Raw genomic sequence first — 12,232 nt, forward strand, 5'->3', positions numbered from 1 at the left:
CAGTGCCGTGACCTCCCGGCCAAATCCGGGAGGACGCCGACACCGCACTACGTCACCGTCCGAAACCTGCCCGGCGCAGGGCCTCGGCCATCGACCCCGCAGCGGGCCCGCCGGTCCTGTCGCCGCCACGGCTGTCTCTGCCGCCACGGCCGCCGCGACCTTTCCTGCCGCTGTCTCCGTTGCCGCCGCGACCACCGGAACCGTGACCCGCATCGCGCTCCCCGCGCTGCCGGGGACCTGCTGCTGACTTTCCGCCGTGGCCCCGTCCTCTTCCATCTGCGGAGCCGCCCGCAGAAGCTCCGGCCGGACCGGGTTCGTCGTTGAGGCGTAGAGACAGACCGATACGCTGACGTTCCACGTCAACGTCCATGACCTTCACCTTGACCACCTGACCCGAGTGCACCACCTCGTGCGGGTCCCTGACGAACCTTTCCGACATCGCCGACACGTGCACCAGCCCGTCCTGGTGCACCCCGACGTCGACGAACGCTCCGAATGCGGCGACGTTGGTCACCGTTCCCTCCAGGATCATGCCCGGGACCAGGTCGGAGACCTTCTCGATGCCCTCAGCCAGGGTGGCGGTCCGGAACTCGGGTCGCGGGTCCCGTCCCGGCTTGTCCAGTTCGGCGAGAACATCGGTGACCGTCGGTACACCGAAAGTCCCGTCGGCGAAGTCTTCCGGCCGCAGTGAGGACAGCACCCTCGAATTGCCGATCAGGTCGGTGACCTCCACTCCGGTGGTGGAGGTGATCCTGCGGACCAGCGGATATGCCTCGGGGTGAACGGCAGATGCATCGAGCGGGTCCTCTGCCCCGTGGATACGCAGGAATCCGGCGCACTGCTGGAAGGCCTTCGGGCCGAGCCGCGCGACATCCAGCAACTGTCTGCGTGAGATGAACGCTCCGTGCGCCTCACGGTGCCTCACGATGTTCTCCGCCAGGGTGGGGCTGACACCGGCCACCCGGCGCAGCAGTGGTGCCGAAGCGGTGTTGACGTCGACCCCCACCGAGTTCACGGCGTCCTCGACGACAGAGTCGAGACTTTCGGCGAGCATCGCCTGGTTGACGTCGTGCTGGTACTGTCCCACACCTATCGACCGGGGGTCGATCTTCACCAGTTCCGCCAACGGGTCCTGCAGGCGGCGTGCGATCGAGACTGCTCCCCGCAGGGCGACATCCATGTCAGGGAACTCCTCCGCGGCGAGTTCGGATGCGGAGTACACGGATGCACCGGCCTCGGAGACGACGACGGGGGTCGGCCGGTGGCCGGTGGCGGCGAGGACCTTCTCCGCGGTCTCCCTGGCCAGTTTCTCGGTCTCGCGTGAGGCGGTGCCGTTGCCGACCGCCATGAGGTCCACCCGGTGTGCGGCGCACAATCTGGCAAGGGCGCCCACCGACTCCTCCCACCGGTTCCTGGGTTCGTGCGGGTAGATGACCACTGTGTCCAGGACTTTTCCGGTGGGGTCCACGACAGCGCATTTGACGCCGTGGGCATATCCGGGGTCAAGGCCCAGCGTGGCCCGCTGTCCCGCCGGAGCGGCGAGCAGCAGGTCCCTCAGGTTCCGGGCGAAGACATCCACGGCCGCGGCGTCGGCCCTCTCCTTCAGTCGCATCCGTACATCCACTCCTGTGGAGACCTGGAGCCTGGTGCGCCATCCGAAGCGGACGCATTCCGCCCGGAACCTGTCCGCGGCGTCACCCCGGGGTTCCAGGCCCCTGGCCGAGGCGATCATCGACTGGTAGACGGCGTCCTCCCCCGGGTCCAGGGTCAGCTGGAGGATTCCCTCGTTCTCTCCGCGGAGCAGTGCCAGAACCCTGTGGGAGGGAAGGTCGGTGAAAGGTTCGGAGAACTCGAAGTAGTCACGGTACTTCTGGGCTTCCTTCGAGGTCTCCCTGCCTTCGACGACGCCGGCGGACATGGAGCCGGTGGTGTAGAACCTCTCCCTGACCTCACCGACGAGGTCGGCGTCCGTGGAGATCTCCTCGAGCACTATCGCCCTGGCACCGGTGAGGACCGCCTTGGGGTCGGCGAATCCTTCGGTGACATAGGACGCCGCGAGCTCGGCAGGGTCCGTGGTGCAGTCCGACAGCAGACTCTCCACGAGTGGTTCCAGCCCTGCTTCACGAGCGACGGTGGCACGGGTACGACGGGTGGACTTGAACGGAAGGTACAGGTCTTCGAGACGGGCCTTGGTCTCGCAGGCGAGAATCCGCCCGCGCAGTTCGTCGGTGAGTTTGCCCTGCTCCTCCACCGCGGCGAGGACGACCGCCTTGCGGGCACCGAGTTCGCGCAGGTAGGTCAACCTGGTTTCGAGGGTGCGGAGCTGGGCGTCGTCGAGCCCGCCGGTGACCTCCTTACGGTAACGGGCGATGAAGGGCACGGTGTTGCCCTCGTCGAGCAGTGCGACAGTGGAGGCGACCTGAGTCTCCGCCACTCCGAGTTCGCGGGCTATCACCTCTGTCACAGGTGTCCCTGCGGTCGCTGCGGTCAACTGTCCGTTGTTCTCACGTACGGTCATTCGCAATATCGTAGCCGGACCCGGTGGCGGGTCTGCAGCCGCCGGCACCACCCGCCGGCGACACCCGCCGGCGACACCGGGCACGCGGCTACCGGTGTCCCGCAAGGACACCGACCGCCTCATCCGCCGCTCTGTCGACCACAGTGCCGAGACGGTGCACCGTCAGCACCGGCCCCGGGCCCTGCCGATCGGACGTGTGATCCGCAGAACTGGTCCGGGGAACTCCGCGCATCCAGTCGAGCACCTCTTTCTCGACAACCTGGTCGATGTGCAGGCTCCGGCCGTTCTCCGGTTCAGGGAGCCCTGCACCGCTTGATGCACCTCCTTCTGCACCGTCAACTGTGCCTCCTTCTGTTCCGCCATGGCGGATGCCGTGGTGGCCGGCATCGATCCTGGCCCTCACCCCGGGGTGCCGGTCAAGACGACGCCATACAGTGTCGAAATGGTCGATCGTCATTCTTCCGTCCTGCAGTGCCTCGGCGAACAGGACCGGCATCCGCCAGGACAGTTCAGTGGTGTGACGGAAACGGGCCAGATAGGCGGCTCCCCGCGTCCGCACCGCCTCGTCCACCGCACACCGTTCGGCGTACGGCCGACCTCTCAGATCAATGTCCGCCAGGCGCAGCTCGGCCCGGTGGAGCGGATAGACAGTCATCTCCCCCACCACCGAGCTGCTCCGCACCTCCCCGTACAACACCGGTCATACACCCCCTCCTGCTTGCTCAGACACCCCACGTGTCTGCTCCGGACATTCCGGACGCCCTGGCACGGACTCTATCGCCTGCAACGACGGCCGGACCCCGGCACCGGGCACAGAACACCGGACAGCTGTGGACAACTCCGCGGTTGTGGACCACGGGTCTGCCCGGGGCCGTGGCGTCCCCCAACCCGCCGATCAGTGCCCCACGCCACCCTGTGTCGACGGCTGCGCCCCGTCATCCCCGACCACCGTCGCCGGATCACGCCATGGCTCCGCCCCTTCCAGGGACGCCAGGACACGACGGTCCTCTCCACCCAACTCACCGGCCCTGTCGCAGGCGTCGACAAGCTCGGGTCGGACGGACAGTGTCCGGTGCAGTGACTGGTCCCTGCGCCACCTGTCCACCCGTCCGTGGTCACCGGAAGTGAGGATCTCCGGAACCTCCAGCCCACGCCAGATCCGCGGTTTCGTGTAGCAGGGCCCCTCGAGCAGCCCGTCCTGGAATGAATCCTCCTCGTGGCTGACACGGTTACCCAGCACTCCCGGAATGAGGCGCACCACCGCCTCCGTCATGACCAGGACCGCCACTTCACCGCCGATGAGCACGTAGTCTCCCAGAGACACCTCCTCGACCCGGTAGCGCCGGGCAGCGTCGGTGAAGACCCGCTGGTCGATACCCTCATAGCGTCCGCACGCGAAGACCAGCCGGTCCTCCTCCGCCCACCGCCGGGCGGTCTCCTGGGTGAAGGGTTTTCCGGCGGGCGTCGGGACGATGAGCAACGGCAGATCGCCGGCGTCCCCCGCGGCAGTACCGTCTGACCGTTCGACGGTCGCTTCCTGTCTGCCCGCCCTCAGCCCGGAACGGACATGCGGTGACGCCGTCTCCAGCAGAGGATCATCCGCAGCCGGTCCGGTCAGTGCCGCGACATCGTCGAGCGCGGGGCCCCACACTTCAGGTCTCATCACCATCCCGGGACCACCACCGAACGGGGTGTCGTCGACGGACCTGTGCACGTCGTGGGCCCACTCCCTGAGATCGTGGACACCCACACGGAGTATCCCCCGCTCAATCGCCCTGCCCAGGAGCGCATGCCGTAGCGGATCAAGGTAACCGGGGAAAATGGTGACGACGTCGATGCGCATTACTCAGATCCTAGCGGGGCTCACTCCAGCTCGAGCAGTCCCTCCGGCGGAGTGACAACCAGGGCCCCGTTGTCCGTGTCCACGATCGGCACGATCTCGCGACGGAACGGGACCAGGACCGTGGAGCCGGCGGTGGGAAGCGCGGCGTCCTGATCGACGGCGACTTCCAGCAGCGTCCCTGCCGGACCGTGGGTGACCCCGGTGACCTCGCCGATGTCCACCGGTTCCGGCTCGGCCCCCTCATAGGCCCGGGCGTTGGCGGTCGCGGCGTCCACCGGTCCGCAGTTCAGGACGCGCAGACCCTCAAGTTCGTGGTCGTAGTACGCGTCGTCGTCGCCGTCGAAGACGGGGGGCGCGAAGAAACGCAGTCCACGCAGTGACTCCGCGGCTGTCCGGTCGGTGATCTCCTCCACCGTCACGAGCAGGCGGTTCTGGTGGGGTCGGACGGAGCGGACGGTGAGGGAGACCTCCCGCCCCGCCCTGCCGGCGCCCCCCTGGCGTCCGGTCAGGACCGTGCCCACGGCGAATCGGTGGGACGGGTCGTCGGTGGTGGGGTCGACCACCAGTTCCCCACGCACCCCGTGAGGCTTGATGACCCGTCCGATCTGCAGTTCTGTCATGTCCTACAGACTAGATGACGCCCTGGGCGATCATCGCGTCGGCGACCTTCTTGAACCCGGCGATGTTGGCGCCGACAACGTAGTCGCCCTCCACCCCGTATTCGGCGGCGGTGGACGCCGCGTTCTTGAAGATCTTGCGCATGATGTTCTGGAGACGCTTGTCGGTGTACTCGAAGGTCCAGGAGTCCCGGGACGCGTTCTGCTGCATCTCCAGCGCCGAAGTTGCCACACCTCCGGCGTTGGCTGCTTTGCCGGGGGCGAAATCGATGTGGCGCTTGTGGAACACCCGGACTGCATCATGGGTACAGGGCATGTTCGCGCCTTCGGTCACGTACTTCACACCGTTGTCCGCCAGCAGTTTCGCGGACTCGTCGTCCAGTTCGTTCTGCGTGGCGCAGGGCAGTGCGACATCCGCCTCGAGCTCCCAGATGTTCCCTCCCTTGTGGAAGGTCGCCCCCGTGGCCTCCTTCGCGTAGTCGGAGACCCGCAGACGGCGTACCTCCTTGACGTCCTTGAGCAGTTCGACGTCGACTCCGTCGGGCGTGGACACGTAGCCGGAGGAGTCGGAGAAGCCCACGACAGTGGCCCCGAGCTCCTGGGCTTTCTCGATGGCGTAGATCGCGACGTTTCCGGACCCGGACACGATCACGCGTGCCCCGTGGAGGCGCTCCCCGCGTGCCGCCATCATCTCCTGGGTGAAGTAGACGCACCCGTAGCCGGTGGCCTCGGTGCGCACCAGCGATCCGCCCCACTGAAGACCTTTACCGGTCAGGGTGCCCGACTCATGGCGCCCGGTCATCCGGCGGTACTGGCCGAACAGGTAGCCGATCTCACGGCCGCCGACCCCGATGTCCCCCGCCGGAACATCGGTCTTGTCCCCGATATGCCGGTGGAGTTCAGTCATGAACGACTGGCAGAACCGCATGACCTCCAGTTCACTGCGGCCTTTGGGATCGAAGTCGGAGCCACCCTTTCCGCCTCCGATGGGCAGACCGGTCAATGAATTCTTGAAGATCTGCTCGAATCCGAGGAACTTGATGATACCGAGGTTCACGGAGGGGTGGAACCGCAGACCACCTTTGTACGGTCCGAGAACTGAATTGAACTGGACACGGAATCCGCGGTTGACGTGGACCTGTCCGTCGTCGCCGATCCACGGGACCCGGAAGATGATCTGCCGCTCCGGCTCCGCGAGACGTTCGATGAGGCCGAGGTCGGTGTAGTGGGGATCCTGGCGGAGGACGTAGCGGAGGCTGTCCAGAACTTCCGCGACCGCCTGGTGGAACTCCGGCTCCCCCGCATTGCGCTGCAGAATCTTCTCGTAGTAGCCCTTGACTGTGGAATCGACGTCCATCGCTCTCCTAAGGTGCGTAACAGGTACGTAACATTGTAACCTGTTCAGTTTACAGTGAGGGCACTACGTGCGTAACACGTCTGCAATATCCGGAGCATTGATTTACCTGTCCGTAATAATAGTTCCACAGTGTGAGATGACGGGGGTGGGCAGCGGCACCGGACCGGGGGAGGGACGCCGGATCCCTTAACATTCGCGCGTCCGACGGTGGTCACGGGTGCCGTGTCCTCCCGGTCTTCCCACGAATCAGCCCGGGCATGAAGAAACCCCACCGTCGCAGCACTGCTGCGGTGGTGGGGTCACGTACCGAACCTCATGTCGGCCCGGGGAACTACGCCGGAAGAACCGAGAGAAGAGGTCGGGGGCGGCGGAGAAACTACTCCGCAGACTCCTCGGCGGGAGCGTCAGCCTCTGCAGCGTCCGCAGCCTCGGCCTCTTCGGCGGCCTTGGCCTCGGCAGCTGCCTTGGCCTCACGCTTCTTGGTGGTGATGGCCTCCGCAGTGGGGCCGTCGGCGGCCTCAGCCAGGGCGGCGTTGAAGAGATCGAGCTTCGACGGCTTCGGCTCTGCGACGCGCAGGGTACCCTCGGCACCGTCGATGCCCTTGTACTTCTGCCAGTCACCGGTGACCTTCAGCAGTGCGAGGACGGGCTCGGTCGGCTGGGCACCGACGGAAAGCCAGTGCTGCGCACGCTCAGAGTCGATACGGATCACCGAGGGGTCGGCCTTCGGCTCGTAGATGCCGATGTTCTCGATCACCTTGCCGTCACGGCGGGTACGGGCGTCGGCGACGACGACACGGTAGTGGGGGGTCCGGATCTTACCGAGACGCTGGAGCTTGATTTTGACGGCCATGACTGGTCCTCTTTCTGTTGACGGTCACCGGGCAGTTCAGACACCCGGCGCCCTCTCAGAGGCACCGGGCCGGTTCAACCCTTGGATTTATCCTGCGCGTGACCACCGGCCGACCGTGGTCGGTGACGGTGTTACGCAGACCGTCAAACGATACCCGACAGGTCGCCGTCCGGACAAACCGTCGGACACTCCGGCTCACTTGCCACCGAAGTTGAGCTTTCCAAGGTCGATGTTCTCGAAGCCGGGCGGCATCTGCTGCTGCATCTTCTGCAGGTCGGCCATCGACGGCATCGCCTGGGGCATGCCGGCCCCCGGCAACCCCTGCGGCAAACCGGCGGCACCGGGCATCCCCTGGGGGAGCCGGTTCTGGCCGCCGCCCTTCTTCGCCGGCTTCCGCTTACCGTTCTTGCCCTTGCGGCCCTTCGGCTTCTTCTTCGTCGCCGAACGGTTCATTCCGCCCATCCCGAACTGTCCTGCCATCCGGCCCATCATCTTCTTCGCCTCGAAGAAACGGTTGACCAGCTGGTTGACCTCCGAGACGGAGACACCCGACCCGTTGGCGATACGCTTACGCCGTGACGCGTTGAGGATGTCCGGGTTCTGCCTCTCCGCCGGGGTCATGCCCCGGATGATGGCCTGGATCCGGTCGAGCTGCTTCTCGTCGACGTTGTCCGCCATCTGGCTCATCTGCTTGCCGCCGGGCAGCATCTTGAGCACATTGCCCAGCGGGCCCATCCGCCGGATCATCATCATCTGTTCGAGGAAGTCCTCCAGGGTGAGCTCCCCGGATGCCATACGCTCGGCCGCGGTCTGGGCCTTCTGCTGGTCCATGACCTGTTCGGCCTGCTCGATGAGGGTGAGCACGTCACCCATTCCGAGGATCCGGTTGGCCATGCGGTCAGGGTGGAAAACGTCGAAGTCGTCGAGCTTCTCCCCTGTCGAGGCGAAGAGGATCGGCTTGCCGGTGACCTCCCGGATCGACAGTGCCGCGCCACCGCGGGCGTCACCGTCGAGTTTGGTGAGGACGACACCGGTGAAGTCCACACCGTCGCGGAAAGCCTCTGCGGTGGTGACGGCGTCCTGGCCGATCATGGCGTCGATGACGAAGAGGACTTCGTCGGGGTTGACCGCGTCGCGGATGTTGCGCGCCTGGGTCATCAGTTCTTCGTCGATGCCCAGACGGCCTGCTGTGTCGATGATGACCACGTCGTGCTTCGTCCGACGGGCTTCCTCGATACCGGCCCTGGCCACCGCCACCGGGTCACCGTGGCTGGTGCCCATCTCATGGTCGAGGGAGTCGAGGGAGGTTCCCGGGTCGGGTGCGAAGGTCTCGACCCCGGCCCGTTCCCCGACGATCTGAAGCTGCTGGACGGCACCGGGCCGCTGGAGGTCACAGGCCACGAGCATCGGCGTGTGGCCCTGTTTGACGAGGTGCCGGGCCAGCTTGCCGGCCAGGGTGGTCTTACCTGCACCCTGCAGGCCGGCGAGCATGATGACGGTGGGCGGGGTCTTCGCCAGGTTCAGCCGGCGGGTCTCACCTCCGAGGATCTCCTTGAGTTCCTCGTCGACAATCTTGATGACCTGCTGGGCGGGGTTGAGTGCCTCGGAGACGACGACACCGTTGGCCCTGTCCTTGACGCGTCTGATGAATCCGCGGACGACCGGGAGGGAGACGTCCGCCTCCAGCAGCGCCAACCGGATCTCCCTGGCTGTGGCGTTGATGTCGGCTTCGGTGAGCCGCCCTTTGTCCCGCAACCCCTTGAGGGCGCCGGTGAGACGGTCGGACAAGGACTCAAACACTGTGGAACTTCTCCCTGCAGGTTACGGACGACACGTGACCCCACCACACTACCCGGTGACCGGAGGAGAGGAACACCCGGGAGAGGCCGGGAGCAGGGTCAGCCCTTGGTGGACGCACCCGCGGCGTCCTGCTCGACCTCCAGGGCGGTCAGGTTGCCCATGTGACTGTCCCCCGAGTAGGCGGACTCGGCGTGGAGGACGGAGTCGATGCCGGTGACCTCCTCGTCGCCGGAGATACGCCACCCCATGACCTTCTTGAGGATGACCGCGATGACTGCAGTGACGATCGCGGTGTAGACCAGGGCGACGACCGCGATGACGATCTGGACGACGAAGAGCTTGAAGCCGTCTCCGCCTCCACCGGTGAGGAGTCCGTCGTCGGTGGCCAGCAGGCCCACACCGATGGTTCCCCAGAGGCCGGCGACCAGGTGCACACCGACGACGTCGAGGGAGTCGTCGAACTTGAACCGGTACTTCAGCCCCACACCGACGGCCGAGAGGGCACCGCCGATCGCGCCGAGGATGATGGCCGTGACAGGGGTGAGGTTACCGGCGGCCGGGGTGATGGCGACCAGACCGGCGACCACGCCGGACGCGGCGCCGAGGGAGGTGACGTGCTTGTCACGGAGCTGCTCGACAGTCAGCCAGCCCAGCATCGCGGCACAGGTCGCCACAGTGGTGTTGAGCCAGGCAAGGCCGGCGTCACCGTTGGCTCCGAATGCGGAACCGCCGTTGAATCCGAACCATCCGAACCACAGGAGTGCGGCCCCCAGCATGACGAGGGGAAGGTTGTGCGGCCGGGCCTCTTCCTTCATGAACGAACGGGACCGTCCGATGATGAGGGCCAGGATCAGGGCAGCCATGCCGGCGTTGATGTGGACGACGGTACCGCCGGCGAAGTCGATCGGGGCGATGGTCGCTTCACCGTCGGTGGTACCGAACATCTTCGCGGCGAGACCGTCCTCGGAACCGGAGAGCAGGCCGCCGCCCCAGACCATGTGGGCCAGGGGGAAGTAGGCGAGGGTGACCCAGATGCCGGCGAAGACCATCCAGGTGGAGAACTTGACGCGGTTGGCCAGCGAACCGGAGATGATGGCCACGGTGATCACCGCGAAGGTGAGCTGGAATCCGATGTCGATGACATTGGCGTATCCGGATGAACCGGCGATGTAGTTGCCGTCGGCGTCGGTGACAGAGTCCCTCAGGCCGAAGAACTCGAAGGGGTTGGAGAACCATCCGGCAAAGGACTCGTTGCCGTAGGACATCGACCAGCCCCAGAGGACGTAGATCACGCCTACGAGTCCGAGGGTGCCGAAGGACATCATCATCATGTTGATGGCGGACTTCTGCCGGGACATTCCGCCGTAGAACAGCGCCAGGGCCGGTGTCATGAGGAGCACCAGGGCGGCACTCATCAGCATCCAGGCAGAGTCGCCTGAAGCGGTCACCATTTCCTCAGGGGTCATTTTCCATCTCCTCGTGGGTCATGTCACCGGTGTCATCGACCGGTCACTGTGCCCCAGTCAAGTGCAGCCGTGTTTCCTGGGTCCGACCCTGTATATTTCGCCCCGGTGAAATGAGCACCCCTGACTGTTACGGACACATTTCACCCTCCCGCGCGGGGGGACACACTGCCGACACATTCCGGCGCCGCACTCCGGTCTGCCGGAGGCACCGGCGTGACCCCGTCGTCAGCCCAGCAGGGCGTCGACGAAGCTCTCGACCTCGAACGGGGCGAGGTCGTCGGCCCCCTCCCCCAGCCCCACCAGTTTGACGGGGACGCCCAGTTCCTCCTGCACCTGGAAGACGATTCCGCCTTTCGCCGAACCGTCGAGTTTGGTCAGCGCGACTCCCGAGATGTCCACGACGTCCCGGAATGTCCTCGCCTGTGTCAGTCCGTTCTGTCCCACGGTGGCGTCGAGCACGAGGATGACCTCGTCAACCTTCGCCTTTTTCTCGATGACCCTCTTGACCTTCCCCAGCTGGTCCATCAGCCCGACGGAGGTGTGGAGTCGCCCGGCAGTGTCGACGACCACGACATCGACACCCTCCTCGACTCCCCTGGCGACCGCGTCGAAGGCGACGGAAGCCGGGTCCGCACCTTCGCGTCCCCGGACGGTCTGTGCACCGACGCGACGCCCCCATGTCTCGAGCTGGTCAGCGGCAGCGGCACGGAAGGTGTCGGCTGCACCGAGCAGCACCGAGTGTCCCATGCCGACGAGCACCCGCGAGAGTTTGCCGGTGGTGGTGGTCTTGCCTGTCCCGTTGACGCCGACGACCATGATCACCGCGGGCTTGCCGTCATACGGCACGGCGTGAATGGAACGGTCGAACTCGGGGTGGCACGCCTCGATGAGGCATTCCCGCAGCATCGCGCGGGCCTGTTCCTCACTCTGCACGCCACCTGCGGCGATGCGGTCGCGCAGTTTCTCGACGACGCTGACTGTGGTCCTGGTACCGAGGTCGGCCATGATGAGCGTGTCCTCGATCTCCTCCCAGGCGTCCTCGTCGAGGTCGCCTGCCGAGAGTATCCCGAGGACGCCTCGACCGATGACATTCTGGGACCGGGACAGGCTGCCCCTGAGCCGACCCAGCCTGCCTTCGACCGGGGCGATGTGCTCGATCTGGTCGCCTTCGTGGGCCGCCACGGGTGCCGCAGACTCTTCAGGCTCTGCGGGCGCCTCGGACCGTCCGGGAGCTGCGGGTGCCTCAGGTTCTGCAGAAACTTCAGGCTCTTCAGGCTCTTCACGAGACGCAGGCTGTTCGGTCTCCACACTCTCAGCAGACTGTCCGGGCTGAGGGGAAACCTCTGCGGTATCCTGTTCCGACTCAACCGGCTCAACCGACTCAGCCGGCACATCCGACTCGACCGGCGCATCCGGCGCATCCGGCGCATCCGGCGCATCCGGCACCTCTGCCACAGTGCCACCGGTCTTCCCGGCTTCCGGAACGTCCACGGGCCGGCCGACGGGCGGCACCACGGGATCGTTCACCACTTCCGGTGCACGGACCTCCTCCACCAGGCCGGCGGCGGTCCCCGAGCTGAAGTTGAAGCCACCCTTGGCCTGGTAATCACCCGAAGTGGGCTTCTTCTGCTCGAGCTCCGCCTCTTTCTCGAAGGAGATCTGCCTGGCCTTCCCACGGCGGAGGCCGAGCAGGACCAGCAGAGCGAGTACGACTATGACCGCGACTACGGCGACAATGATCCAGATGACCGAGTTCATGGCCTCCAGTGAACCAGAGG

The 12,232-nt window shown here is 65.9% G+C and carries 9 protein-coding genes; all 9 read right to left on the reverse strand.

What is annotated here, in order from left to right:
- Window positions 1-52: 52 nt before the first annotated feature.
- Window positions 53-2,518 carry a Tex family protein gene (locus tag E0E18_RS03340; protein WP_130839334.1) on the reverse strand — a complete coding sequence of 822 codons (2,466 nt, stop codon included), beginning with the start codon at window positions 2,516-2,518 and terminating at the stop codon, window positions 53-55.
- Between the two features lie 88 nt (window positions 2,519-2,606).
- Window positions 2,607-3,173, reverse strand: a complete 567-nt coding sequence (locus tag E0E18_RS03345) for a hypothetical protein (protein ID WP_130839335.1) — start codon at window positions 3,171-3,173, stop codon at window positions 2,607-2,609.
- A gap of 240 nt (window positions 3,174-3,413) precedes the next feature.
- Entirely contained in the window at window positions 3,414-4,361 is a 948-nt protein-coding gene (trmD, locus tag E0E18_RS03350) for a tRNA (guanosine(37)-N1)-methyltransferase TrmD (RefSeq protein ID WP_130839336.1), read from the reverse strand.
- 20 nt (window positions 4,362-4,381) lie between these two features.
- A complete protein-coding gene (gene rimM / locus E0E18_RS03355) occupies window positions 4,382-4,981 on the reverse strand; it encodes a ribosome maturation factor RimM (RefSeq protein ID WP_130839337.1) in 600 nt (199 codons plus the stop codon).
- Window positions 4,982-4,991: 10 nt separating this feature from the next.
- Window positions 4,992-6,335: an NADP-specific glutamate dehydrogenase gene (gdhA, locus tag E0E18_RS03360; protein WP_066583004.1), complete on the reverse strand. Its 1,344-nt coding sequence runs from the start codon at window positions 6,333-6,335 to the stop codon at window positions 4,992-4,994.
- 376 nt (window positions 6,336-6,711) lie between these two features.
- Window positions 6,712-7,188, reverse strand: a complete 477-nt coding sequence (gene rpsP / locus E0E18_RS03365) for a 30S ribosomal protein S16 (protein WP_066583005.1) — start codon at window positions 7,186-7,188, stop codon at window positions 6,712-6,714.
- A 195-nt stretch (window positions 7,189-7,383) separates the two neighbouring features.
- A complete protein-coding gene (gene ffh, locus E0E18_RS03370) occupies window positions 7,384-8,988 on the reverse strand; it encodes a signal recognition particle protein (protein WP_066583006.1) in 1,605 nt (534 codons plus the stop codon).
- A gap of 98 nt (window positions 8,989-9,086) precedes the next feature.
- The gene (locus E0E18_RS03375) at window positions 9,087-10,454 is read right to left on the reverse strand and encodes an ammonium transporter (protein WP_066583010.1); all 1,368 of its coding nucleotides are present in this window, start codon (window positions 10,452-10,454) and stop codon (window positions 9,087-9,089) included.
- A 225-nt stretch (window positions 10,455-10,679) separates the two neighbouring features.
- Entirely contained in the window at window positions 10,680-12,212 is a 1,533-nt protein-coding gene (gene ftsY, locus E0E18_RS03380; protein WP_130839338.1) for a signal recognition particle-docking protein FtsY, read from the reverse strand.
- Between the last annotated feature and the right edge of the window lie 20 nt (window positions 12,213-12,232).

The organism is Corynebacterium neomassiliense, from assembly GCF_900626215.1.
In the GTDB taxonomy this organism is placed as follows: Bacteria; Actinomycetota; Actinomycetes; order Mycobacteriales; family Mycobacteriaceae; genus Corynebacterium; species Corynebacterium neomassiliense.

What these genes read in the sequence shown, in the direction of transcription:
- rpsP (WP_066583005.1), bottom strand. Translation starts at nt 7,188, where the DNA reads ATGGCCGTCAAAATCAAGCTCCAGCGTCTCGGTAAGATCCGGACCCCC.
- E0E18_RS03340 (WP_130839334.1), bottom strand. Translation starts at nt 2,518, where the DNA reads ATGACCGTACGTGAGAACAACGGACAGTTGACCGCAGCGACCGCAGGG.
- E0E18_RS03375 (WP_066583010.1), bottom strand. Translation starts at nt 10,454, where the DNA reads ATGACCCCTGAGGAAATGGTGACCGCTTCAGGCGACTCTGCCTGGATG.
- E0E18_RS03345 (WP_130839335.1), bottom strand. Translation starts at nt 3,173, where the DNA reads ATGACTGTCTATCCGCTCCACCGGGCCGAGCTGCGCCTGGCGGACATT.
- rimM (WP_130839337.1), bottom strand. Translation starts at nt 4,981, where the DNA reads ATGACAGAACTGCAGATCGGACGGGTCATCAAGCCTCACGGGGTGCGT.
- trmD (WP_130839336.1), bottom strand. Translation starts at nt 4,361, where the DNA reads ATGCGCATCGACGTCGTCACCATTTTCCCCGGTTACCTTGATCCGCTA.
- gdhA (WP_066583004.1), bottom strand. Translation starts at nt 6,335, where the DNA reads ATGGACGTCGATTCCACAGTCAAGGGCTACTACGAGAAGATTCTGCAG.
- ftsY (WP_130839338.1), bottom strand. Translation starts at nt 12,212, where the DNA reads ATGAACTCGGTCATCTGGATCATTGTCGCCGTAGTCGCGGTCATAGTC.